This is a genomic window from Rhodobacter flavimaris (genome assembly GCF_021378075.1).
GTDB classification, from domain to species: Bacteria; Pseudomonadota; Alphaproteobacteria; order Rhodobacterales; family Rhodobacteraceae; genus Rhodobacter; species Rhodobacter flavimaris.
The window spans coordinates 23,374-45,943 of the sequence record NZ_JAJUOS010000005.1; the positions used below are offsets into that span (position 1 = coordinate 23,374).

General features: G+C 64.5%; 23 protein-coding genes and 1 other RNA gene. 17 read left to right on the forward strand and 7 right to left on the reverse strand.

The window, feature by feature from the left end; all coding sequences use genetic code 11:
• Window positions 1-14: 14 nt before the first annotated feature.
• The 3 genes from LZA78_RS07885 to folK are packed head-to-tail and all read right to left on the reverse strand — an operon-like array spanning window position 15 to window position 3,225.
• A complete protein-coding gene (locus LZA78_RS07885) occupies window positions 15-2,132 on the reverse strand; it encodes a RelA/SpoT family protein (protein ID WP_233676394.1) in 2,118 nt (705 codons plus the stop codon).
• 39 nt (window positions 2,133-2,171) lie between these two features.
• Window positions 2,172-2,525, reverse strand: a complete 354-nt coding sequence (gene rpoZ, locus LZA78_RS07890) for a DNA-directed RNA polymerase subunit omega (protein ID WP_233676395.1) — start codon at window positions 2,523-2,525, stop codon at window positions 2,172-2,174.
• Window positions 2,526-2,574: 49 nt separating this feature from the next.
• Complete coding sequence (folK, locus tag LZA78_RS07895; RefSeq protein WP_306798967.1) at window positions 2,575-3,225, reverse strand: 2-amino-4-hydroxy-6-hydroxymethyldihydropteridine diphosphokinase; 651 nt, start codon at window positions 3,223-3,225, stop codon at window positions 2,575-2,577.
• Between the two features lie 95 nt (window positions 3,226-3,320).
• Here folK and LZA78_RS07900 point away from each other — a divergent pair, with 95 nt between their 5' ends.
• From LZA78_RS07900 to LZA78_RS07925, 6 genes are read left to right on the forward strand one after another with little or no spacing between them, the layout of a single operon-like run.
• Window positions 3,321-3,884 carry a LabA-like NYN domain-containing protein gene (locus tag LZA78_RS07900; RefSeq protein ID WP_218630527.1) on the forward strand — a complete coding sequence of 188 codons (564 nt, stop codon included), beginning with the start codon at window positions 3,321-3,323 and terminating at the stop codon, window positions 3,882-3,884.
• Window positions 3,885-3,935: 51 nt separating this feature from the next.
• The gene (locus tag LZA78_RS07905) at window positions 3,936-4,379 is read left to right on the forward strand and encodes a YqaA family protein (protein WP_233676396.1); all 444 of its coding nucleotides are present in this window, start codon (window positions 3,936-3,938) and stop codon (window positions 4,377-4,379) included.
• A gap of 54 nt (window positions 4,380-4,433) precedes the next feature.
• Window positions 4,434-5,387: a 4-hydroxy-3-methylbut-2-enyl diphosphate reductase gene (gene ispH, locus LZA78_RS07910; RefSeq protein ID WP_233676397.1), complete on the forward strand. Its 954-nt coding sequence runs from the start codon at window positions 4,434-4,436 to the stop codon at window positions 5,385-5,387.
• Entirely contained in the window at window positions 5,384-5,986 is a 603-nt protein-coding gene (locus LZA78_RS07915) for a LysE family translocator (protein ID WP_233676398.1), read from the forward strand. Before ispH ends, LZA78_RS07915 begins: the two co-directional genes overlap by 4 nt.
• A gap of 3 nt (window positions 5,987-5,989) precedes the next feature.
• A complete protein-coding gene (gene rnhA, locus LZA78_RS07920; protein ID WP_218630531.1) occupies window positions 5,990-6,448 on the forward strand; it encodes a ribonuclease HI in 459 nt (152 codons plus the stop codon).
• Complete coding sequence (locus LZA78_RS07925) at window positions 6,445-7,092, forward strand: trimeric intracellular cation channel family protein (RefSeq protein WP_233676399.1); 648 nt, start codon at window positions 6,445-6,447, stop codon at window positions 7,090-7,092. Before rnhA ends, LZA78_RS07925 begins: the two co-directional genes overlap by 4 nt.
• Here the strand turns inward: LZA78_RS07925 and LZA78_RS07930 are convergent.
• Together LZA78_RS07930 and LZA78_RS07935 are read right to left on the reverse strand one after the other, a co-directional pair.
• Window positions 7,089-7,805 carry an LrgB family protein gene (locus LZA78_RS07930; protein ID WP_233676400.1) on the reverse strand — a complete coding sequence of 239 codons (717 nt, stop codon included), beginning with the start codon at window positions 7,803-7,805 and terminating at the stop codon, window positions 7,089-7,091. The genes LZA78_RS07925 and LZA78_RS07930 overlap by 4 nt on opposite strands.
• Window positions 7,798-8,154, reverse strand: a complete 357-nt coding sequence (locus LZA78_RS07935; RefSeq protein ID WP_233676401.1) for a CidA/LrgA family protein — start codon at window positions 8,152-8,154, stop codon at window positions 7,798-7,800. Before LZA78_RS07935 ends, LZA78_RS07930 begins: the two co-directional genes overlap by 8 nt.
• 182 nt (window positions 8,155-8,336) lie before the next feature.
• Between LZA78_RS07935 and smc the strand changes: the two genes are divergently transcribed.
• From smc to LZA78_RS07965, 6 genes are all read left to right on the forward strand, one after another.
• Entirely contained in the window at window positions 8,337-11,795 is a 3,459-nt protein-coding gene (gene smc / locus LZA78_RS07940; protein WP_233676402.1) for a chromosome segregation protein SMC, read from the forward strand.
• Between the two features lie 87 nt (window positions 11,796-11,882).
• Entirely contained in the window at window positions 11,883-12,395 is a 513-nt protein-coding gene (locus tag LZA78_RS07945; protein WP_233676403.1) for a hypothetical protein, read from the forward strand.
• Between the two features lie 53 nt (window positions 12,396-12,448).
• Entirely contained in the window at window positions 12,449-12,907 is a 459-nt protein-coding gene (locus LZA78_RS07950; protein ID WP_233676404.1) for a RidA family protein, read from the forward strand.
• Entirely contained in the window at window positions 12,904-13,665 is a 762-nt protein-coding gene (locus tag LZA78_RS07955) for a glycerophosphodiester phosphodiesterase family protein (RefSeq protein WP_233676405.1), read from the forward strand. The genes LZA78_RS07950 and LZA78_RS07955 overlap by 4 nt, the downstream gene beginning before the upstream one ends.
• Before the next feature lie 41 nt (window positions 13,666-13,706).
• Window positions 13,707-14,867 carry a GNAT family N-acetyltransferase gene (locus tag LZA78_RS07960; RefSeq protein ID WP_233676406.1) on the forward strand — a complete coding sequence of 387 codons (1,161 nt, stop codon included), beginning with the start codon at window positions 13,707-13,709 and terminating at the stop codon, window positions 14,865-14,867.
• 54 nt (window positions 14,868-14,921) lie between these two features.
• A complete protein-coding gene (locus LZA78_RS07965) occupies window positions 14,922-15,281 on the forward strand; it encodes a 4a-hydroxytetrahydrobiopterin dehydratase (protein WP_233676407.1) in 360 nt (119 codons plus the stop codon).
• A gap of 62 nt (window positions 15,282-15,343) precedes the next feature.
• Here the strand turns inward: LZA78_RS07965 and LZA78_RS07970 are convergent, their stop codons facing one another.
• Window positions 15,344-15,832, reverse strand: a complete 489-nt coding sequence (locus tag LZA78_RS07970; RefSeq protein WP_233676408.1) for a peroxiredoxin — start codon at window positions 15,830-15,832, stop codon at window positions 15,344-15,346.
• A 76-nt stretch (window positions 15,833-15,908) separates the two neighbouring features.
• Here LZA78_RS07970 and LZA78_RS07975 point away from each other — a divergent pair, with 76 nt between their 5' ends.
• The 5 genes from LZA78_RS07975 to LZA78_RS07995 all read left to right on the forward strand — a co-directional run bounded on the left by LZA78_RS07975 (window position 15,909) and on the right by LZA78_RS07995 (window position 20,482).
• Window positions 15,909-17,105: an NAD(P)/FAD-dependent oxidoreductase gene (locus LZA78_RS07975; protein WP_233676583.1), complete on the forward strand. Its 1,197-nt coding sequence runs from the start codon at window positions 15,909-15,911 to the stop codon at window positions 17,103-17,105.
• Window positions 17,102-17,665 (forward strand): 16S rRNA (guanine(966)-N(2))-methyltransferase RsmD, encoded by a 564-nt coding sequence (gene rsmD, locus LZA78_RS07980; RefSeq protein ID WP_233676409.1) that lies wholly within the window; start codon window positions 17,102-17,104, stop codon window positions 17,663-17,665. Before LZA78_RS07975 ends, rsmD begins: the two co-directional genes overlap by 4 nt.
• A complete protein-coding gene (locus tag LZA78_RS07985; RefSeq protein ID WP_233676410.1) occupies window positions 17,662-18,309 on the forward strand; it encodes an HAD family hydrolase in 648 nt (215 codons plus the stop codon). Before rsmD ends, LZA78_RS07985 begins: the two co-directional genes overlap by 4 nt.
• Window positions 18,310-18,511: 202 nt before the next feature.
• Window positions 18,512-18,610, forward strand: an RNA gene (gene ffs, locus LZA78_RS07990) — signal recognition particle sRNA small type.
• Between the two features lie 51 nt (window positions 18,611-18,661).
• Window positions 18,662-20,482 (forward strand): site-specific integrase, encoded by a 1,821-nt coding sequence (locus LZA78_RS07995; RefSeq protein ID WP_233676411.1) that lies wholly within the window; start codon window positions 18,662-18,664, stop codon window positions 20,480-20,482.
• 250 nt (window positions 20,483-20,732) lie between these two features.
• Here LZA78_RS07995 and LZA78_RS08000 read toward each other — a convergent pair whose 3' ends face one another.
• Window positions 20,733-22,499, reverse strand: coding sequence for a GmrSD restriction endonuclease domain-containing protein (locus LZA78_RS08000; protein WP_233676412.1), 1,767 nt, complete (start codon window positions 22,497-22,499; stop codon window positions 20,733-20,735).
• Window positions 22,500-22,570: the final 71 nt, after the last annotated feature.

Here is a 22,570-nt window from a genome sequence, read left to right on the forward strand (position 1 = left end):
CCGTCAGGGCTGCCTCAGGGCTTGCGCGCCAGATCTCGCCAACGCTGGACCTGCGCCACATCTGTCTCGGCCTCAAGCGCCGTGAGCAACGTGTGCAGATGTTCCACATCCCGCATCTCGACTTCAACCATCAGCGAGTAGAAATCCGGCTTGCGGTCCATGAATTGCAAATCCGAGATATTTGCCTTCTGCTGCCCGATCAAGGTGCAGATATGTCCCAGCACCCCGGCATCATTCGAAATCGTCAGTTTGAGCGAGGCCGAGTAGACCGGCGGGTGCTGGCCGGGCTGCCAGTGCAGATCGACCCAGCGGTCGGGCTGCTCCTCGAATTCCTCAAGCGCCGGGCAGTCGATCGCGTGGATGACCACGCCCTGCCCGCGATAGGTGATGCCCACGATGCGCTCGCCCGGCAGGGGCTGGCAGCAGGACGCCCGGCGGAAGCTCTGGTCGGCCCCAAGCCCGATCACCGCGCGGGTGGGCTCGATCGTGTCGGCGCCGCGGGCGATCAGCTCGGGGTAAAGCGATTCCAGCACCTCGCGCGCGGTCAGCTCGGCCGAGCCGAGACGTGCCAGCAGCTCGATATCGTCGGGCAGCCCCAGCGTCTTGGCGGCGGTGCGCAGCGCCTTGTCGGTGACCTTGCGCCCGACATGCTCGAATGCCACGCGGGCAAGCTCGGCCCCCAGCTTGACGAAACGCGAGCGGTCCTCTTCGCGCAGGCTCTTGCGGATCGCGCCCTTGGCCCGGCCGGTCGCCACGATATCAAGCCAGGTCGGCTGCGGGCGCTGCCCGGCGGCGGTGATCACCTCGACCGACTGACCGTTCTTGAGCCGGGTCCAGAGCGGCACGCGAATGCCATCGACCTTGGCGCCCACGCAGGAGTTGCCGATCCGCGTATGGATCGCATAGGCGAAGTCGATCGGCGTCGCGCCCTTGGGCAGCTTGATCACGTCGCCCTTCGGCGTGAAGCAGAAGACCTGATCGGAATACATCTCGAGCTTCACGTTCTCGAGGAATTCGTCGTGATCGCCCTCGGCAAAACGTTCGGTCAGCGAGTTGAGCCATTTCGCCGGATCGACCGCAAAGGGGTTCGCGGCGCGCTGCCCGTCTCGATAGGACCAATGAGCGGCAACGCCGGCCTCGGCCACCTCGTGCATCTGGCGGGTGCGGATCTGCACCTCGACCCGCTTACCGTCCCGCCCCGAGACCGTGGTGTGGATCGAGCGGTAGCCGTTCGTCTTGGGCTGGCTGATGTAATCCTTGAACCGCCCCGGAACCGCGCGCCAGCGGCGGTGGATCAGCCCCAGAACCCGGTAGCAATCCATCTCGGAGGCGGTGATCACGCGGAAACCGTAGATGTCGGACAGCCGCGAGAAGGCGAGCTGCTTTTCCTCCATCTTGCGCCAGATCGAATAGGGGCGCTTGGCGCGACCAAAAACATCCGCGTCGATCTGCGATTCTTCCAACAGATGACGGATATCATGCGTGATCTTGGGGATCACGTCGCCCGATTCCTTTTGCAGGCTGACGAAGCGGCGGATGATCGAGGTGCGCGCCTCGGGATTAAGAACCTTGAAGGACAGATCCTCCAGCTCCTCGCGCATCCATTGCATACCCATGCGCCCGGCCAGCGGCGCGAAGATCTCCATCGTCTCGCGCGCCTTCTGGGCCTGTTTCTCGACACGCATCGACTTGATCGTGCGCATGTTGTGCAGACGGTCGGCCAGCTTGACCAGGATCACCCGCAGATCCTTGGACATGGCCATGAACAGCTTGCGGAAATTCTCGGCCTGTTTCGAGGCGTTCGACGACAGCTGCAGGTTGGTCAGCTTGGTCACGCCATCGACCAGCTCGGCGATCTCGGCGCCGAACATCTCAGAGACCTCGGTATAGGTCGAGCGCGTGTCCTCGATCGTGTCGTGCAGGAGCGCGGTGATGATCGTGGCATCGTCCAGCCGCTGCTCGGTCAGGATGGCGGCAACGGCGACGGGATGCGTGAAATAGGGCTCGCCCGAATGCCGGAACTGCCCTTCATGCATTTTCAGACCGTAGGCATAGGCCTTGCGGATAAGTTCGGAATTTGTGCGCGGGTTATAGTTGCGAACGAGCGCGATCAGGTCTTCGACGTCGATCATTTCGCGCTGCGATCCCCCCTCGCGCCCGTCTGTGTGCGATCAGCCGCGGCCCTGCGCATCCATCAGCGCGCGCAGCATCCGCTCTTCGCTCATGTCGTCTTCCTTCGGACGATCCATCTCGCCGCCCATGAGCAGCGACATCGCGTCGTCTTCCGGCTCGTCGACCTCGATCTGGGTCTGGTTCGACTCGATCAGACGCTCGCGCAGGTCATCCGCGCTCTGGGTCTCTTCGGCGATCTCGCGCAGCGCCACGACGGGGTTCTTGTCATTGTCGCGATCCACGGTCAGGGCAGCACCTGCGGCGACTTCACGCGCGCGGTGGGCAGCGAGCATCACCAGCTCGAACCGGTTCGGAACCTTGTCAACGCAATCTTCAACCGTCACGCGGGCCATCTGCAACTCCAATCAGACTTGGGAGGTGTGAGGGGCCTATTTAGGCGCTTCAAAAGGTATTGACAAGCGTTTCATCCACAGAGGTCGCCGGGTCAAACGCTTGTAGCGCCGCTTTTTCCGCCTCGGGCAGCGCTGCGGCCATCTCGGCAACGGTCTTTCCGCTGACCGGGTGGCGCCACCGCGGCGCGATCTCGGCCAAGGGAATCAGCACGAAGGCGCGATCCGCCATGCGCGGGTGCGGCAGGATCAGTTGATCGGGCACCTCGCGCATCTGCGCCTCCAGCGGCAGGCTGGTCCAGCGGGTAAATGTTGCAAGGTCGGGCAGCACCGCATCGCCCATCGCCAGCAGGTCAAGGTCGATCTTGCGCGCCTCCCAGCGGTGGGTGCGCGAACGCCCCAGCGCCTCTTCCACCCGATGCAGCGCCGCCAGGGCTTCGACTGCCCCCATCTCGCCCCGCACGACCGCGCAAGCATTCACGAAATCCGGCCCCGATCCGGCGGGAAAAGCAGGCGAGCGGTGAAAGCGGCTTACAGCCGCCAGATGCAGGCCTTCGGCTGGTAAGTTTGTCAGCGCGGATCGGACAGTTTCCGCCGAGGAGCCTGTTTGCGAAGGCAGATTTGACCCTACGGCAACCAAAAACGTGTTACTATACATAAAGGTAGATATCCTCGCGCCGCTGCTGTTGCTATGTCCTAACATGCAAATCGTGTTCTGTCGGCGTAATTGGTCAATTTTATTTTCCGCGCCAACCACTCAACGGCGTCATCGGCAGGCCTGATGGAAAGGACTTTTTGATGTTTTACAAAGACGAACGGCTTGCGCTGTTCATCGACGGTTCGAACCTTTACGCAGCGGCGAAGTCGCTCGGGTTCGACATCGACTACAAACTGCTTCGACAGGAGTTCGAGCGCCGCGGCAAGCTGGTTCGGGCCTTCTATTATACTGCCCTGCTCGAGAACGAGGAATATTCGCCGATCCGTCCGCTGGTCGACTGGCTGCATTACAACGGCTACGCGATGGTGACGAAACCGGCCAAGGAATACACCGACTCGATGGGTCGCCGGAAGGTCAAGGGCAACATGGACATCGAGCTTGCCGTGAACGCGATGGAGCTTGCGCCCCGTCTCGATCACGCGGTTCTGTTCTCGGGCGATGGCGATTTCCGCCCGCTCGTCGAGGCGCTTCAGCGTCAGGGGGTGCGCGTTTCGGTCGTTTCGACGATTCGCTCTCAGCCCCCCATGATCGCAGACGAGCTGCGTCGCCAGGCCGATAATTTCATCGAGCTGGATGCGCTGCGCGATGTAATCGGGCGCCCTCCGCGCGAGCCGCGCGAGACCGAGACCTCGACCAACGCCTGATCTCTTTCTATATCTGCCGCGCCGGGTGCCTGCCGCGCCCTGAGGAAGACGATGGAAGAGACTGCCTCACTGTTGGGACTGTTCTTCTCGGCGATGCTGGCAGCGTCGCCGATCCCGATGCAGTCCGAGATCGTCTTTGTCGCCATGCAGACGGCGGGCATAGCTCCGGTCTGGCAGATGCTTGTGGTTGCCGGTATCGGCAACACGCTTGGCGCGCTGATCACCTACGGGCTTGGGCGCGGCGCGAACCACTGGTCCGACCGGCGCTGGTTCCCCGCCACGCCGCAGCAGATGGAGCGCGCGCATCGCTGGTTCGAACGCTGGGGCATCTGGGTGTTGCTGCTCAGCTGGGCACCGGGGGGCGATCTGGCCTGCCTTGTCGCCGGCGTGTTGCGCATGAACCTGTGGATCTTCATCCCGATGGTCGCGCTGGCCAAGACCGGCCGTTACGTCGCCGTCGCATGGGTGACCGCCCAGGCCATGGGCGCGGGCTGACACATCCCCTCTGGACCTGAGGCCGCCCGCCGCATACCTGTGGGACAACAGGAGATGCCGATGAAGCCAGCACTGACCCTTTATCTCGCCGCCCCGCGCGGCTTTTGCGCGGGCGTGGACCGCGCCATCAAGATCGTCGAGATGGCGCTCGAGAAATGGGGCGCGCCGGTCTATGTCCGCCACGAGATCGTGCATAACAAGTTCGTCGTGGACAGCCTGCGCGACAAGGGCGCGGTCTTCGTCGAGGAGCTGGACGAATGCCCCGATGACCGCCCGGTGATCTTCTCGGCGCATGGCGTGCCGAAATCGGTGCCCGCCGAGGCGCGCCGCCGCCACATGGTGTTCGTGGACGCCACCTGCCCGCTTGTGTCCAAGGTTCATATCGAGGCCGAACGTCACCACGACGAGGGGCTTCAAATGGTCATGATCGGCCATGCCGGCCACCCCGAGGTTCTGGGCACCATGGGCCAGTTGCCCGAGGGTGAGGTGCTTTTGGTCGAGACCGTCGCCGATGTCGCCACGCTGACCCCGCGCGACCCGGATCGTCTGGCCTTCATCACCCAGACCACGCTTTCGGTCGATGACACGGCGGGCATCGTGGCTGCCCTTCAGGCGCGCTTCCCCAAGATCGTCGGCCCCGCCAAGGAAGACATCTGCTATGCCACCACCAACCGTCAGGCCGCGGTCAAGACCATCGCCCCGCGGATCGAGGCGCTCCTGGTGATCGGCGCGCCGAACTCGTCGAACTCGCGCCGCCTGGTCGAGGTGGGCAGTGCGGCAGGCTGCGGCTACTCCCAGCTTGTGCAGCGCGCCACCGACATCGACTGGCGCGCGCTGAACGGCGTGCGCGCGGTCGGCGTGACCGCCGGAGCCTCAGCTCCCGAGGTGCTGATCAACGAGGTCATCGACGCCTTCCGCGACCGATACGATCTGACGGTTGAACTGGTCGAAACCGCGCGCGAGGATATCGAATTCAAGGTTCCGCGCGTTCTGAGGGAGGCATCATGAGCATCGAGTATTTCCTGACCGTCCTGATCGTCTGCCTCGCGCCGGGGATCGGCGTAGTCTACACGCTCTCGGTCACACTGGGTCAGGGGCTGCGCGCGGGCTTTTGGGCCTCGGTCGGCTGCACGATGGCGACGCTGGTGCATCTGGGCGTGGCGATGGCGGGGCTTGCAGCGGTGCTGCACAGCTCGGCCCTGCTGTTTCAGGCGGTGAAATTCGCGGGCGTGGGCTATCTGATGTGGATGGCTTGGGGCACGCTGAAGGGCCAGGGCGGGCTAGAGTTGCGCGCGGCCGAACCCGAAAGCATCGGCCGGATCGTCCGGCGCGGCGTGACGCTGAACCTGCTCAACCCCAAGATCCCGATGTTCTTCATGGCCTTCCTGCCGCAATTCATGGCGCCCACCGACGGGATCGACGTGATGGCGGCGCTTGGCGGCGGCTTTGCCGCGATGACCTTCGCGGTCTTCGTGGCCTACGCGGCGCTTGCGGCCTCGGGGCGGCAGGCGGTGCTGTCGCGCCCCGCCGTCATGGCCTGGCTGCGCCGTGCCTTTGCCGCCTCTTTCGCGGCGCTTGGCCTGCGCCTTGCGATGGAGCGCACCTGACCCATGCCCGATCTTTACGCATGGACCGATGGCGCCTGCTCGGGCAACCCCGGCCCCGGTGGCTGGGGAGTGCTTCTGCGCGCGATGGATGGCGAGCGCATCGTCAAGGAGCGTGAGCTGTCCGGCGGCGAGGCCGACACCACCAACAACCGCATGGAACTGCTGGCTGCGATCAACGCGCTTGAGCGCCTTAGCCGCGATGTGGCGATCACCATCACCACCGACTCGGCCTATGTGAAGAACGGCGTGACCAGCTGGATCCACGGCTGGAAGCGCAACGGCTGGAAAACCGCTGACAAGAAGCCGGTGAAGAACGTCGATCTGTGGCAGCGCCTTGACGAGGCGCAGGCCCGCCACCGGGTCACCTGGAAATGGATCAAGGGCCACGCCGGCCACGCCGAGAACGAGCGCGCGGATGAACTCGCGCGCGCCGGCATGGCGCCCTTCAAGGTCAAGGCATGAGCGGGCTGGCGGGCCTGCCGGTCGGGGCGATCCTCGACTATGCCTCGGTGCTGATCTTCGCGCTGACGGGGGCGCTGGTGGCCTCCCGCCAGCAACTTGACCTCGTGGGCTTCATCTTCATTGCGACGCTGACGGCGGTCGGCGGGGGCACGCTGCGCGATCTGCTGCTGGGGCGCGATCCGGTGTTCTGGGTCGGGCGGCCGGGTTTCATCCTGTTGATTGCGGCCGCCGCTGTCTTGGTTTTCTTCACCGCGCATCTGCTGGAAAGCCGCTATCGCGCGCTCTTGTGGCTCGATGCCTGCGCGCTGGCCGTCGCGGTCCCTGCGGGTGTCGCCGTGACCATGGCGCTTGGCCATGGCCCGGTGATCGTGTTGATCATGGGGGTCATCACCGGCAGCTTCGGCGGCTTGATGCGCGATGTGGTGTGCAACGAGGTTCCCCTGACCCTGAAACAGGGTGAGCTTTACCTAAGCTGCGCCTTCGCGGGCGCGGCCGCCGCGCTGATACTGACGGCGGTTGGGTTCAGCGGGTTGCCTGCGTTGATCGGCTGCGGGTTGGTCACCTTTGCGCTGCGCGCGGGTTCGCTGCGCTATGGCTGGAAACTGCCGGTCTACAAGGCACACCCGCCGCGCACACGCGGCTAGAGAAACATCCTCAGCACGAGCGGCGCAAGGAAGGCGGTCAGCACCGCGTTCAGCCCCATACCAATCGAAGCGAAGGCCCCCGCCGTGTCATGCACCTGAAAGGCGCGTGCCGTGCCGATGCCATGCGCCGCGACCCCCGTGGCGAAGCCCCGTGCGCGCCAGTCCTTCAGCCCAAGCGCATTGAGCATGGGTGTCACGAAAATCGCCCCGATCATGCCGGTCAGCAGCACCAGCACCGCCGTCAGCGTCGGCGCCCCGCCAAGCGATTCCGAGATCCCGATCGCCACCGGCGCCGTGGCCGATTTCGGCGCGAGCGTGGCCAGAAGCGCGGTATCCGCCCCGAAGGCCCAGGCAATCGCCAACGCCGAGAAGACCGCCGTAAACGACCCCGCCAGCAGCGCCACCACGATCGGCACCAGCGCCCGCCGCACCGCGCCCAGGTTGGCCTGCAAGGGCACGGCAAGGCACACCGTCGCCGGACCCAGCATGAAATGGACGAACTGCGCGCCCTCGAAATAGCTCTGGTATTCGGTGCCGGTCAGCCCCAGCAAAACTGCCAGCAAGATCACCGCGATCATCACCGGGTTAGCCCAGGGCTTGCGCCCCGAGCGGCGAAAAATCGTATCCCCAGCCCAATAGGCAAAAAGCGTCGCGCAAAGCCACAGGAGCGGCTTCGAGGCAAGGTAGGACCAGATCAGCGCGGCATCAGTCATCGGCGCGGCTCCCGACGAGGCGCGCGACCCAAGTGAAGGTCACCGCACCCACCACGATGGCCAGAAGCGTCGAGACCACCAGCGACACCGCCAGCGCCAGCCCGTAATTGGCCAGCGTGGGCATATGCGCCACCACACCCACGCCCGCAGGCACGAACAACAGCGACAGGTTTTGCAGCACGCCTTGCGCGGTGGGCCGGATCAGCTCGCGCAGCCGCGTCGACACTGACAGCGCCACCACCAGCCCGACCATTCCCAGCACCGGTCCGGGCAGCGGCAAATGCCCCGCGCGCGAGATCACCTCGCCCGCAAGCTGGAACAGCAAAATGATGGCAAGTGCCCCGACCATGCGCGACCTCCCTTGGTTTCTCGTCGCTAGGCTAAGCTCGATTGCGCAGCCCCGAAAGCCGAAATCCACGCATATCTTGTGGATAAGGCGCGCAAACCCGCCAGATCATGGGGCACGGCGTTGACTCATGGCCCTGTGCGCCCGACACTCGGCCCTGTTTCAGGATTCGGAAAGGCTCCGGCTTGCGTTTCACCCGCCTCAGACTGAATGGCTTCAAAAGCTTCGTGGACCCCACGGATCTGGTGATCCATGACGGGCTGACCGGGGTCGTAGGGCCGAACGGCTGCGGCAAGTCGAACCTGCTTGAGGCGCTGCGGTGGGTGATGGGCGAAAATCGCCCCTCGGCCATGCGCGGCGCCGGGATGGAGGACGTGATCTTCGCCGGTGCCGCCACGCGCGGCGCGCGGCACTTCGCCGAGGTCTCGCTGCAAATCGACAATACCGAACGCCTCGCCCCTTCGGGCTTCAACGAGGCCGACACGCTGGAAATCGTGCGCCGGATCACGCGCGATGCGGGCTCGGCCTACAAGGTCAATACCAAGGACGTGCGCGCGCGCGACGTTCAGATGCTGTTCGCCGACGCCTCGACCGGCGCGCATTCGCCCGCGCTGGTGCGCCAGGGCCAGATTGCCGAGCTGATCAACGCCAAGCCCAAGGCGCGCCGTCGCATCCTTGAGGAAGCCGCCGGGATCTCGGGCCTCTACCAGCGCCGCCACGAGGCCGAGCTGAAGCTTAACGGGGCCGAGCAGAACCTGCTGCGTGTCGATGACGTGATCGAGCAATTGGGCCAGCAGCTTGCCCAGCTTGCCCGTCAGGCCCGTCAGGCCGCGCGCTACCGCGAGATCGGCGACGACCTGCGCAAGGCCGAGGGCGCGCTGCTCTATCGTCGTTGGCGCGAGGCCGAGGCCGCGCGGGGTGAGGCCGAGGGCCTCTGGCGCGAGCGGATGCAGGGCGCGGCGCAGGCCGAACTCGCCGCCCGTGCTAGTGCCAAGGACCGTGCCGCGCGCGAAGACGCCCTGCCGCCGCTGCGCGAGGAAGAGGCGATTGCGGGAGCGATCCTCCAGCGCCTTGTCGTGCAGCGCGACCAGTTGACTGATCAGGAAACGCAGGCCGCGCAGCGGATCGAAACCCTGAAATCGCGCATCCTGCAACTTGACCGCGACATGGAGCGCGAGGCGGGTCTGAACCGCGATGCTGGCGAGACGATCGAACGGCTCGACTGGGAAATGGGGCAGCTGATCAAGGCCGCCGAGGGGCATGAGGACAAGCTTTCTGCTGCCGCCGATGCGGCGTCGGAAGCGTCCTCGGTTCTGCAAGACCGCGAGGCCACGCTGAGCGAGCTGACCGAAGATGTCGCCCGCCTGGCCGCGCGCCACCAGTCGGCGCAGCGGCTTGTCGCCGACAACCGCACCACCGCCGAGAAATCGGAAGCCGAAGCCGCACGCGCCAGCGAGGCGGCCGAGGCCGCGCAAGACGCGCTCGATAACGCGGGCGAGTCCTTCGAGGCGGCACAGTCCGCGCAGGAAGAGGCCGCCGAGGCCACCGAGATCGCCGAAGAGGCGCTCGCCGCCGCTGAAGAGGCCCGCGCCGAGGTGCAATCGCGCGAAAGCGCCGCGCGCGCCATGCGATCCGAGGCCGAGGGCGAGGCTGGCGCGCTGCGCGCCGAAGTTGCTGCCCTTGCCCGCCTGGTTGAGCGCGAGGCCGCGACCGGCAAGCAGTTGCTTGACCGCGTGCGCGTGGACAAGGGTTATGAGGCCGCGCTTGGTGCCGCGCTGGCAGACGATCTGCGCGCCCCCGAGGTGGATGCTGGCGCGAAATCCGGCTGGGGCCTGCTGCCCGAATATGACGCCGCGCAGGGCCTGCCGGTCGGGATCGAGCCGCTTTCGTCCCATGTCGATGTTCCCGCGGTTCTTGGCCGCCGCATCTCGCAGATCGGGCTTGTGGCCGACCGCGATGAGGGCACGCGGCTGCAAGCGCAGTTGAAACCCGGCCAGCGGCTGGTGTCGATGGCCGGCGATCTGTGGCGGTGGGACGGCTTCCGCGCCGGGGCCGAGGATGCGCCGACTGCGGCGGCCCTGCGCCTGCAACAGCTCAACCGCCTTGTCGAACTCAAGCGCGACCTTGAAGAGGTTGCCGCCCGCGCCGAGGGTGCCCGTCAGGCGCATGAAATGCTGACCCGTCAGCTGGCCGACGCCTCGGCCGGTGATGCCCGCGCCCGCGAGGCCCGCCGCGCCGCCGACCAGCGCTTGGCCGAGGCTGGCCGCGCGCTGAGCCGGGCCGAGGCGGAACGCTCGATCTCGGCTGGCAAGGTGGAAAGCGCACGCCTTGCGGTGAAGCGCCACGAGGAAGCCGCCAGCGCCGCCCGCATGGCCCTGGCCGAGGCCGAGGGCCAACTGGCCGCCCTGCCCGATCTGGATTCCGCCCGCTCCGAGGTGGATGCGATCAAGATGACGGTTGAGGCCGCGCGTGTGACCATGCTCACCCGCCGCTCGGCCCATGACGAGATCCGCCGCGAGGGCGAGGCCCGGCTGCGCCGCCGTCAGGAGGTGACCAAGGAAATCTCGGGCTGGAAGCACCGCCTTGAGACGGCCGAGAAGCGCTCGGCTGAACTTGCACTGCGCCGCGAGGAAACCGAGGCCGAACTGGAAGACGCGGCCGCGGTGCCCGAGGAGCTTGCCGCCAAGCGCGAGGAGCTGAACGAGGCCATCGCCACCGCCGAGGCCCGCAAGGCCGCCGCCAGCGACCGGCTTTCTGCCGCCGAGGGTGCGCTGCGCGAAGCGCAGATCGCCGAGCGCGAGGCCGAGCGTCTGGCCGGCGAGGCCCGCGAGGCCCGCGCCCGCGCCGAGGCCCGCGTGGATGCCGCGCGTGAAACCGTTGCCTATGCCGCCGAGCGGATCATGGAAGAGACGGAACAGACGCCAGAGGCACTGCTAGAAACGCTTGGCTCCGACCCCGACAAGATGCCCGATTCCGAGACGCTCGAAGTCGAGGTCGCGCGGCTCAAGCGCCAGCGCGAGGCGCTCGGTGCGGTCAACCTGCGCGCAGAGGAAGACGCCCGCGAGGTGCAGACCGAGTACGACACTCTGGTCAAGGAAAAGGCCGACCTGGAAGAGGCCATCCGCAAGCTGCGCGCCGGCATCGCGGGCCTCAACCGCGAGGGGCGCGAGCGCCTGCTGACCGCCTTCGAGCAGGTCAACGAAAGCTTCCGCACGCTGTTCACCCACCTCTTCGGTGGCGGCACGGCGAACCTGCAACTGGTGGAATCCGACGACCCGCTGGAAGCGGGCCTTGAGATCATGTGCCAGCCGCCGGGCAAGAAGCTCTCGACCCTGTCGCTGCTGTCGGGGGGCGAGCAGACCCTGACCGCCATGGCGCTGATCTTCGCGGTGTTCCTGGCGAACCCCGCGCCGATCTGCGTGCTCGACGAGGTCGACGCGCCGCTTGACGACGCCAACGTCACCCGCTTCTGCGACCTGCTTGATGAGATGACCCGCCGCACCGATACGCGCTTTTTGATAATCACCCACCACGCGGTGACCATGAGCCGGATGGATCGCCTGTTCGGCGTGACCATGCAGGAACAGGGCGTCAGTCAACTCGTCTCGGTCGACCTCAAGCGTGCCGAACAGCTCGTGGCCTGACGGGAACGGAAATTACCCCGATCTTGCCCAGATCGCGCCCAGATTGGTGAACAAAGTGTAAGGAGCCCTATAGAAAGGACTCCGGCCATGAAGTTCCTGTCCAAGACCTCCGAGATGATGCACGCCTCCAGCGCCCGCCTGACGGGACTGCACGGGATCGGGGTGTTCGCGGCCGGGTTCGTGCTGATGCCGATGGCGATCATGCGGGGCGAAAACATCTTTCTGCTGGCGGCAGTGTTGTTCGGATCGCTGATCCCCAGCATGGGTCTGGCAATGCGGCACCGGGTGCCCGACTGGCTTTATCATCCGGTGGGCATAAACCAGGCGCTGATGGCGCATATCCTGCTGACCGTTGCCCTGCTGATCGAAATCGGCGCCTCGGCCGCGGTGATCCTGCTTCTGCCGGTCGAGTCGATGGCCGAGGCGCAGGGCCTGATGATTTTCGCCGTCATCCCGCTGACCATCTACTGGGAGATGAGCTTCCTTGCGCTCATGCTGACGCCGATCACCAAGGCCTTCCGCGTCGCCACCGCGAAACTCTCGCAGGTTCTGGCTGGCCCGGCGATCCCGCAAACCATTGCCGTGCATAACGGCACTTGAGGCCCCTTGCGCCTGCGCCTAACCTCCGTGCAACACCAGCACGGAGGTTTTTCATGTCCCGCATCGACACCCGCCTGAGCGAACTCGGTATCACACTGCCCGGCGCGCCTGCGCCTGCGGCCAATTACGTGCCCTTCGTGCGCAGCGGAAACCAGCTTTTTGTCTCGGGCCAGATTTCGAACGGCCCCGAGGGGCTAATCAAGGGGCGCCTCGGCGCCGATATGGATGTGAGCGAGGGCGCGCTGGCGGCGCGTTTCTGCGGGCTGGCGCTGATCGCGCAGGCGAAGGCCGCGCTTGGCGATCTCGACCGGATCAAACGGGTGGTCAAACTGGTGGGCTTCGTGAACTCGACCGCCGATTTCATCGACCAACCCAAGGTGATCAACGGCTGCTCGGACCTGATGGTCGAGGTCTTCGGTGAGGCAGGGCGCCACGCGCGCTCGGCCGTGTCGGCGGTGTCGCTGCCGCTTGGCGTCGCCGTCGAGATCGAGGCGATCTTCGAGGTCGCATGATGCTGCCAGAGGCATTCCTGCGCGCGCCGATCGCGCATCGCGCGCTGCATGACCGAGCAGCGGGCCGCCCCGAGAACAGCCGCGCCGCCGTGCGCGCGGCGGTCGCGGCGGGCTACGGGATCGAGATCGACATCCAGCCCTCGGCCGAAGGGGTGCCGATGGTGTTCCACGACTACGACCTGCGCCGCCTGACCGGCGTGCCGGGACGCGTTCGGGCCTTCACCGCGCGCGAGCTTGGCGCGACACGCCTGATCGATGCCGACGACGGCATCCCGACCCTTGCCGAGGTGCTTGAGATCGTCGGCGGCGCCGTGCCGCTGCTGATCGAGCTCAAGGATCAGGACGGCGCGATGGGGACCGATGTCGGCGCGATGGAGTGCGCCGTGGCCGAGGCCCTGCGCGGCCACAAGGGGCTGGTTGCGGTGATGTCCTTCAACCCGCATTCGGTTGCGGCCTTCCACGCGGCGGCGCCCGAGGTTCCGGTCGGCCTGACCACCTCGGCCTATCGCGCCGAGGACTGGCCGCTGCTGCCCACCGCTGTGCGCGAGCGGCTGGCGCTGATCCCCGATTATGATGCCGTTGGCGCCTGCTTCATCTCGCACGAGGCGGCCGATCTGGGCGCCGCGCGCGTGGCCGAACTGAAAGCGCAAGGCGCCGCGATCCTGTGCTGGACCATCCGCTCATCCGAGGCTGAGGCCCGCGCGCGCACGGTTGCCCAGAATGTTACTTTCGAGGGATATGCCGCGCCGATCCCTTGACGCAACGCTACGTCATGCCACCTTTGGCGAAAGGAAAAGGCATGAGCGAAGCAGTTGAAATCACGCTTTTATCCGGGGTCCGCGAACTCCCGGCAGAGGTTTGGGACGCTTGCGCCTGTCCCGAGGCCGTGGACGGGCGCGCGCGCGAGCCGTTCACCACCCACCGTTTCCTGAGCGCGCTTGAAACCTCTGGCTCGGTCGGGCCGGGCACCGGATGGGAGCCGCGCCCGATGATTGCCTCGAAAGGCAGCGAGATCATCGCCGTGGCGCCGCTTTACCTCAAGTCGCACAGCCAGGGCGAATATGTCTTTGACCATTCCTGGGCCGATGCCTTCGAGCGCGCGGGCGGGCGCTATTATCCCAAGCTGCAATGCGCGGTGCCCTTCACACCCGTCACCGGGCGGCGCCTGCTGACCCGCCCGGGTCACGAGGCCGAGGGGCGCGCGGCGCTGCTGGCGGGGATGGCGCAGATCACCGCGAATGCCGGGATCTCCTCAGCCCATGTCACCTTTTGCACCGAGGAGGAGACTGCCTTCGGTCCCGGCGCGGACTACCTGCACCGGCTTGGGCAGCAGTTCCACTGGTTCAACCGCGGCTATGGTTCGTTCGAGGATTTCCTGGCCGATCTGTCCTCGCGAAAGCGCAAGGCGATCCGCAAGGAACGCGCACGGGCGCAGGGCTTCGGCGGCACAATCCGGGCACTGACTGGCGACGCGATCGAGCCTCGGCATTGGCAGGCGATGTGGGCGTTCTATCAGGACACCGGCAGCCGCAAATGGGGCCGCCCCTACCTGACGCGCGCCTTCTTCGATCTGCTGCACGAGATGCGCGACGATGTGCTGCTGGTGATCGCCGAGCGCGACGGAGAGCCGGTCGCCGGGGCGCTGAACCTGATCGGACGCGAGGCGCTTTTCGGCCGTTACTGGGGCTGCGTAGAAGACCACGCCTTCCTGCATTTCGAGCTTTGCTATCATCAGGCGGTGGACTGGGCCATCGCGCAGGGGCTGGCGCGGGTCGAGGCCGGGGCGCAGGGCGACCACAAGCTGGCGCGCGGATACCTGCCGGTGCAGACCCACTCGCTGCACTGGATCGGGCATCCCGGCCTGCGCCGCGCCGTCGCGGATTATCTAGAGGCCGAGCGCGCGGCGGTGGACGAGGATATAGCCGCGCTCACCGATCTGGGCCCTTTTCGCAGCGGTTAGGCGCGGCTTGGCGCGCAGCATGCGCGCGCTATGTGATGAAAAAAGGAGGATGCCATGGCGAAGGTTGAACTTCTTTCTCAAGACGAGCGGCAGGCCCTGCTGCCCGCGCTGGAAGAGACCGGCTGGCGCGCCGACCCGGAGGCGGATGCGATCCGCAAGGTCTGGAAATTCCGGAATTTCTCGCAGGCTTGGGGGTTCATGTCCCGCGCGGCCCTGATCGCCGAGAAGATGAATCACCACCCAGACTGGCGTAATGTGTTCAATGTCGTGGATGTCACGCTCAGCACGCATAGCTGCGGCGGGATGAGCATTCTCGACGTCGAACTGGCCCGCGCGCTGGATGCACTGCCGTCCGAGGCGGTGATCGAGCGCGACCATTCACAGCCCATCGCCTGTCTTTGCGGCCAAGCCTGAGGGAATTGCGCCTGCTCGCGCAGGCGCCCGGGGGCGGCGCGCGCCGCCCCCGCCAGCCCTTGTCAAAACGACTCGAGCATCGTCTCGCCCGAAGAGGTCTCGCACACGCCGCCGTTCTCTTCCTTGTTGAGAACCTTGACGACACCGTCCTCGACCAGCATCGCGTAACGCGACGAGCGGTTGATCAGGCCGATCGGCGGCGCGGTGAAATCCATCCCGATCGCCTTGGTGAAGGCACATTCCGAATCGCCAAGCATGGTGATTCCCGCCGCCGTCGCGCCGGTCGACTCGCCCCAGGCCTTGAGCACGAAGGGGTCGTTGACCGCGAGGCAGATGATCTCATCCACACCTTTGGCCATCAGCTTGTCCTTGGTGCGGATGAACGAGGGAACATGGGCGGTCGTGCAAGGCCCGGTGTAAGCCCCCGGCAGACCGAAGAGCACAACGCGGCGGCCTGCCAGCTTGGCGCCCAGATCCACGGCCTCCGGTCCGTTCTCTCCCATTTTCAACAGCGTGGCGCCGGGAAGCTTGTCCCCCACCGTAATACCCATGTGTTTCTCCCTTCGCGTTGCACAGGTTTGCCCGGAGGATATAGGGTCGGCGTGGAAAGTGACCAGAGGTGATGGTATGGCAGGCATCGTGATTGTGGGGGGCGGGCAGGCGGCGGCCTCGATGGCGGCGAAGCTGCGCGCGCTTGGGTACACGGGGGATGTGACGATCATCGGCGATGAGCCCGTGCCGCCTTATCAGCGCCCGCCGCTATCGAAAGCCTATCTGCTGGGCAACATGCCGCTGGAGCGCCTGGCCCTGCGCGCTGACGACTGGTGGGCGGCCAACAACATCCGCCTGATGACCGGCACGCGGGTGACCTCGATCGACCGCGCCGCACGGCAGGTGCGGATGGGTGACGAGGTGCTTGGCTATGACCAGCTTGCGCTCTGCACCGGCGCCGCGCCGCGCTGGCTGCCCGAAGGCATCGGCGGGCGCCTGCCCTCGGTACATGTCGTGCGCACCTTGGCAGATGTGGACGCGATGGCGCCCGAGTTCGTCGCGGGGCGGCGTCTTGTGGTGATCGGCGGGGGATATATCGGGCTTGAGGCCGCCGCCGTCGCCCGAAAGCTTGGGCTGACCGTCACCGTGGTCGAGGCCGCTCCGCGCATCCTCGGGCGCGTGGCCTGCGCCGAGACCGCCGACGCGATCCGCGCGTTACACATCTCTCATGGCGTTGAGATCATCGAGGGTACCGGCCTCGCGCGCCTGACTGGAACCGACCGCGTGACCGGCGCCGAGCTGGCCGATGGCCGCCTGATCGAGGCCGATTTCGCCATCGTCGGGATCGGCGTCACCCCGACCAGCGCCTTGGCCGAGGCGGCAGGTCTGGAGGTCGAAAACGGAATCAAGGTGGATAACCAGTGCCGCACGTCCGACCCCGCGATCTGGGCGGCGGGGGATTGCGCCTCTTTCCCGACAGGGAACGGGCGCATCCGGCTGGAATCTGTGGGCAATGCCATCGACATGGCCGAAACCGTCGCCGAGAACATGCTGGGCGCAGGCCGTGCCTACGCGCCGAAAGCGTGGTTCTGGTCGGACCAGTTCGACGCCAAGCTGCAGATCGCCGGCCTCAACGCGGGTTACGATCAGGTCGTGGCGCGAGGCGGTGACGGCCAAAGCTTCTGGTACTTCCGCGCGGGGCAACTGATCGCCGTCGATGCGCTGAACGATGCACGCGCCTATATGATCGGCAAGCGACTGATCGAGGGGGGCAAGCAGGTCTCGCCAGATGCGATCGCCGCGGCGGCCGACTTGAAGGCGCTGATGAAATGAGGATCATCGGAGGCGAGAAGCGCGGCCTGAAACTGGCCGAGGTGGGCGAAGGCGACGCGCGCGCCCATCTGCGACCGACGACGGATCGCGTGCGCGAGTCGATCTTCAACCTGCTGATCAACGGCACCCATGGCAACCCGGTCCCCGGCGCGCGCGTGCTCGATCTGTTCGCCGGCACCGGCGCGCTCGGGCTCGAGGCGCTTTCGCGTGGCGCAGCACGGGTGGCTTTCGTCGATGACGGCACGGCATCGCGCGCGCTGTTGCGCCGCAATATCGAGCTGATGCGGGCCATGGGCGTCACCGATGTGTGGCGCCGCGATGCAACGAACATGGGCCCCTGCCGAGGTGCAGGCTATGACCTGATCTTCCTTGACCCGCCCTATGGCAAGGGGTTGGGCGAGAACGCCCTGGCTTCCTGCCTTGAAAACGGCTGGATCGCGCCGGGTGCGATGATTGTCTGGGAGGAGAACCTGCCGCCCACTGTCCCCGCGCCGCTCGAACAGATCGACCAACGCAAATATGGCGACACACTTGTCACCCTAGCACGGATGCCCGCATGAAGCCCTCGGCCGTTCTCTTTGATTGCGACGGTGTCATTGTTGACAGCGAGCCTGCGACCTTCGCACTGATTCAAGAGGATTTTGCTGCCCACGGCCTCAACCTCAGCATCCCTGAGCTCGAGCAGATGTTCATAGGCGGCACCATCGAAGGCGTTGCCCGTCAGGGCCGCGCCTTGGGTGCTGCGCTCCCCGAAAATTGGGTCGAAAGCTATTACGACCGGCTCTATGCGCGCCTGCGCATGGGAACCAAACTGATGCCGGGGATGCGCGAACTCCTCGATACGCTCGATGCAAATGGCATTCCCTACGCAGTAGGCTCCAACGGCCGGATGGCCAAGATGGAGGCGACCCTGGGGCAGCACCCCGATATCAGGGCCAGGCTTGAGGGACGCCTATTCTCGGGGCAGGATCTGGGCTGCCCGAAGCCTGCGCCCGATCTATATCTGATCGCAGCCCGCAGCCTGGGCGCTGATCCCTCTCGCAGCGTCGTTATCGAAGACAGCCCGACGGGCGCCCGCGCTGCCCGCGCTGCGGGCATGCGTTGCCTGGGCTTTGCGCCGCATGGCCCCAATCCGAGGTTGGCTGCCGAAGGTGCAGAGATCTTCGCCGCCATGCGCGAAGTCCCATCGCTCCTCGGGATCTGACCTTGCGGCCGGGGGTTTCGCACCCCCGGACCCCCGCGAGGTATTTTCACCAAGAAGAACGCAGCATTTCTCCTTGTCAAAATACCTCGGGGGTGAGGCGCAAGGCGCCGAGGGGGCAGCGCCCCCTTTCTTCCCAACCGAGATTGCCCTGCTTCACAGTCGAAGGCTTGCGAATCCGGTGACATGCCCCTATATCGACCCGCGAGAGGTTGGCGCGGGCGAGCGCCTCGCCAACCCGGTCAGGTCCGGAAGGAAGCAGCCGCAACGAGCCCCGCTTGGGTCGATGTCCAGCCTCTCACCCCACCCTCACATATCCCATTGAATTCCCATGGAACCCTTGCGTTCCAAGGACATGCGCTACAAGTTCTGCTACAACATGCGCTACAAACAGGGCTCCGAGGCAGGCATGAAATACGTCCAACATGTTCGAGGAAAGTGGATCGTTCGTATCACCGTGCCTGAGGAACTTCGCGACATTATCGGCGCGCGAGAACTTGTGGAGAAGGACCTGCCATCAGACACACGTAAGCGTGAGCGCATTGCTCATGGAATTATAGACGGCTTCCTCGCAAGAATCGACGCAGCGCGCGATATCCACGAAAACCGCGGCAACGCACGGGCGCTACCACTCTCGGCGGCTGCGAAAGATCACTACAACCGCATACTTCAGGCAGATCAGCAGCAGCGCGATGCCATGCCTACTATGTCTGAGATGCTTGCGGAACATGCTCTACTCCTCGAGAAGATCGGCAGAGGTGAGATTGGCATCGGCCATGGTGAGGTCGCCATGATCAATTCAACAACAAATTACGAGCTGATGCTTGGCGCTCGCGACCACTATGCCAACCTTCGCAAGCAACGCCTCGCGGCCCTCCGTTCCAGCTTTACCACAGGTGAAACGCGCTGGATCGAAGATGCAGTGCGTGCATACGTTGCCGATCATAGGCTCGAGGTGCAACCGCACAGCCCCGAGTGGCATGACTTGTCCAAAGCCTTGCTGCGCACTGAGATCGAGGCCCTAGAGCGCACGCTCGAACGTGACAGAGGCGACTATGGCGGCCAGCCAAGAGACCCTCTTCTGACTGCACCTGACCCCTTCCCTTCCTCTCAGGAAGGTCCCGGCTCACGCGGCGGGATTACCCTCTCCGAAGCGCTGACTGCGTTCCACAACGAACGCTCGGCAGGCGGGAGCACGCTCGCCCCAAAGACAATGGCAGAGCACCGGAACTCGGTGCGTATGTTCAACGAGTTCATGGGCAGCGATTTAGCGGTTTCCTCAATAACCAAGAAAAACGTGATCGACTACAAGCAGGCTCTACTGAAGACGCCGAACCGCTACACCATGCGTTTTCCAGGATTGACGCTGCCGCAGGCGATCAAAGCCAATGCTAAGCTTAAGGAGCCCTTCCCGCCGCTGGCGCCGAAAACCATCAACATGAAGTGGCTATCGCATCTTTCCAGCATACTTCAGTGGGCGTCGAACAACGGCCACATCGAGACGAACCCCGCCCAAGGCATCCGCGTCGATACCGGCAGCAAGGTCCACCTAGAGCCATCTTACCTGCCCTTCACGAAAGATGAGCTCAAGAAGATCTTCGGCGACCAGATCTTCGCCGAACCAAGGCATTACGGCCTCAACCAGTGGGCACTCCTGGTCATGCTCTTCACCGGCGTTCGCAACTCATCCGAAATGGCTCGCATGAAGCTCGAGAACATCTACGAAGAACAGGGTGTCCCCGTTTTCTTTCTCGCTGAAGCGTCGAAGAACCAGCGCAGCAAGCGTCTCGTCCCGATCCACGACGACCTCGTGAAATTCGGCTTCCTCGAATACGTCGAGGGGTTGCGAAGGAGCGGCGAAAAGCTCTTGTTTCCAGAGTGGGCGGAACGAACCGACAAGGTCAATGACTGGTTCAACAACACCTATCTTGTAAACCTCGGCCTTAAGAGCAGGAAGAAGGTCTTCTACAGCTTCCGCCATACTCTAGCGACTGAACTGGCTCGCGCTGGCGTTCCCCGCGAGCTGTCCAAGATGATCTCCGGCCATGCGCCACAAGAGGTGGCGTCAGTCTACATCCACGCGTCCCCTATCACGCTGATGGCAGAGGCTCTGAACAAGGTGAAATTTGATCTACCGATCTTTGTGCCACACGGCAGATCCGATGCCATAGCCTAATCCAAGATCAAGCAAGGTTCGATTGAGATTGGCGGCACGCCACGAGCGACTGGAAGGCCGCCTGACGCCCCTACGCACCTCACAGGCGCCAGCCCCACCCATCAGCAGCTCACCCCGCGGCAAATCGGCTCTCCGCGAGGCTGAGAGGCATTGCCGGGCTCGGCGGCCGCGTCGATGCAGTCGCCCCGAGATAACGCTATCCTCCACCCAGGTTCACCGCCCCTGGACGGTTAGCCACATCGACTGCGCGCTACGCCAAGGCTGCGAAGCCCTGCTTGATGATCGATGCCATCCGACTACGTCGCGCGGCCAGAAAGTCGTCATAGGACATGCTCTCCCATCCCGCATGTAGAGCATGATCCTCCATCATCTTTCCGCGCGCATCTTCATCGAAACGCGCGAGCACTTTCGGTGCGTAGATGCTCGGAGCGTCGTCGCTTATGTCGATGTTTTCGGGCCACTCTAGCAGCGCGAAATTCGCCATCTGGTTGATGTGGCGCAGATCGACAATACCGTTCGCCTCAAGGTAGGCCCGAGGGAAGAGGTGGTGACGTTCGAGAGGCTTCTTCTTGGTCTGGAGCGCCGGGTCTATCAGGTCCCGGATCGTCTTGTGCGAAAACAGAACCCGCGTGCCGAGCAGGTTTTGCGAGGCGATGTAACAGAACAACTCGGGGTTACGGGCGGATGAGCTGTCGAGGTTCGCGGGCAACGTGATCTGCCAGTAGTCGCTGGTCAGGTTGCCCTCGATGATGCCGTCGAGCACATCACAGAACTCTTCGGAGGTTGTGATCGACCGTAGTCTAGCCAGATCGGCATCCATCACCGACTCGGGGGAACTGGTGTAGCGCCCGGTGAGCGAGGTCGAAAAGAACCAGCGACCGATCAGCTTCTGCAGGACGTGCTCAGGCACGCCGTAGCGCTTACGACCGAAGAGGTAGAACGCATATGCATAAAGAAGGGCGTTGTTCGACGAGATCATCTCCGCGCTTCTGAATCCAGCGCCCACGATCGCGCTCAGAAACTGATGCCAGTTAGTCAGGTCGAGGACTTCTGCCTGCGCGGCCTTGAGCACCTCGAACTGAGCGTCGCGCTTATCGGACGTAAAGTCTCCGGTTTCGGCGTCCTTACCACGCAGAATTTGATACACACTCTTGAGACGACCGCGACCGAACCCAAAAGCGACAGACACGCGTAGCAACTGATCCGGGTCCGGGTTTATGAGGTGGTTGAAGGGAGACGCCTTGCCACCGATCGTCGACTTCGTCCGCGCCGAATGGCAGAAGGTTTCGAGTTCGCGCCGACCTTCTTCCCAGAACACCGAAAGCAGCGTCAGAATGAAATCTGCCTGGTTGAGTGGCACGCCCTTGCTATTGATGCGGACGAAGATGTCGGCGACCTGCTCTTCGTCTACCGACGAGGCGATCTCGAGCGCAGTGAACGGGTATTTGCGCAGATCGAAAAGGCGATCGAGGTTGTGGGCAATCACTTCCTCCTCTTCCTCGGTCAGATCCACCTTCACCTTCAACTGCTTCAGGTAGTCCCTAACCAGGCTGTATGACGCCCTACCGCTTGACCAGAGCACCGAGATATTCGGAATCCACTCCACGTCCCGACGGATCGCAGCGTCAGTGACGTCGAACTTGCCGTCACGTGGCCGAAAAGCGATTTCGATCTGACGCTCCTTGTAGTTTGCGTCGAGAACCTTCTGGCCCCGGAACACCGCGTAGAGCGAGGTCAGACGTTGCTGACCGTCGACCACCAGACGGGACGCCTGTTGATACTGCTTCGTGCCTATACCGATCTGCTTGGTTCCGGTTTCTGTCGAGCTTTCCCAGAACAAGAAGTAGCCAACAGGGAAACCGCGATACATCGAGTCGAAGAGGTCGCGCACCTTGGCGTTGGTCCAGACGAACGGTCGCTGGATGTCGGGCAGTGCGATGTCGCCTAGATCGATGAAGTGGAGGAGCCCCTCCAGATCGTATTCCACTCGCTTGAACAAAGTTTTCAAATCGCTCATTTCGAATCTCCAACGGCAAAAGTGCCTTCACAAATCTCATCATCTCAACGTTAAGCGCGACTACCCCTCCC

Coding starts and splice junctions, on each gene's coding strand:
- LZA78_RS07885 (WP_233676394.1), bottom strand. CDS start 2,132: ATGATCGACGTCGAAGACCTGATCGCGCTCGTTCGCAACTATAACCCG.
- rpoZ (WP_233676395.1), bottom strand. CDS start 2,525: ATGGCCCGCGTGACGGTTGAAGATTGCGTTGACAAGGTTCCGAACCGG.
- folK (WP_306798967.1), bottom strand. CDS start 3,225: ATGTTAGGACATAGCAACAGCAGCGGCGCGAGGATATCTACCTTTATG.
- LZA78_RS07900 (WP_218630527.1), top strand. CDS start 3,321: ATGTTTTACAAAGACGAACGGCTTGCGCTGTTCATCGACGGTTCGAAC.
- LZA78_RS07905 (WP_233676396.1), top strand. CDS start 3,936: ATGGAAGAGACTGCCTCACTGTTGGGACTGTTCTTCTCGGCGATGCTG.
- ispH (WP_233676397.1), top strand. CDS start 4,434: ATGCCGATGAAGCCAGCACTGACCCTTTATCTCGCCGCCCCGCGCGGC.
- LZA78_RS07915 (WP_233676398.1), top strand. CDS start 5,384: ATGAGCATCGAGTATTTCCTGACCGTCCTGATCGTCTGCCTCGCGCCG.
- rnhA (WP_218630531.1), top strand. CDS start 5,990: ATGCCCGATCTTTACGCATGGACCGATGGCGCCTGCTCGGGCAACCCC.
- LZA78_RS07925 (WP_233676399.1), top strand. CDS start 6,445: ATGAGCGGGCTGGCGGGCCTGCCGGTCGGGGCGATCCTCGACTATGCC.
- LZA78_RS07930 (WP_233676400.1), bottom strand. CDS start 7,805: ATGACTGATGCCGCGCTGATCTGGTCCTACCTTGCCTCGAAGCCGCTC.
- LZA78_RS07935 (WP_233676401.1), bottom strand. CDS start 8,154: ATGGTCGGGGCACTTGCCATCATTTTGCTGTTCCAGCTTGCGGGCGAG.
- LZA78_RS07945 (WP_233676403.1), top strand. CDS start 11,883: ATGAAGTTCCTGTCCAAGACCTCCGAGATGATGCACGCCTCCAGCGCC.
- LZA78_RS07950 (WP_233676404.1), top strand. CDS start 12,449: ATGTCCCGCATCGACACCCGCCTGAGCGAACTCGGTATCACACTGCCC.
- LZA78_RS07955 (WP_233676405.1), top strand. CDS start 12,904: ATGATGCTGCCAGAGGCATTCCTGCGCGCGCCGATCGCGCATCGCGCG.
- LZA78_RS07960 (WP_233676406.1), top strand. CDS start 13,707: ATGAGCGAAGCAGTTGAAATCACGCTTTTATCCGGGGTCCGCGAACTC.
- LZA78_RS07965 (WP_233676407.1), top strand. CDS start 14,922: ATGGCGAAGGTTGAACTTCTTTCTCAAGACGAGCGGCAGGCCCTGCTG.
- LZA78_RS07970 (WP_233676408.1), bottom strand. CDS start 15,832: ATGGGTATTACGGTGGGGGACAAGCTTCCCGGCGCCACGCTGTTGAAA.
- LZA78_RS07975 (WP_233676583.1), top strand. CDS start 15,909: ATGGCAGGCATCGTGATTGTGGGGGGCGGGCAGGCGGCGGCCTCGATG.
- rsmD (WP_233676409.1), top strand. CDS start 17,102: ATGAGGATCATCGGAGGCGAGAAGCGCGGCCTGAAACTGGCCGAGGTG.
- LZA78_RS07985 (WP_233676410.1), top strand. CDS start 17,662: ATGAAGCCCTCGGCCGTTCTCTTTGATTGCGACGGTGTCATTGTTGAC.
- LZA78_RS07995 (WP_233676411.1), top strand. CDS start 18,662: ATGCGCTACAAGTTCTGCTACAACATGCGCTACAAACAGGGCTCCGAG.
- LZA78_RS08000 (WP_233676412.1), bottom strand. CDS start 22,499: ATGAGCGATTTGAAAACTTTGTTCAAGCGAGTGGAATACGATCTGGAG.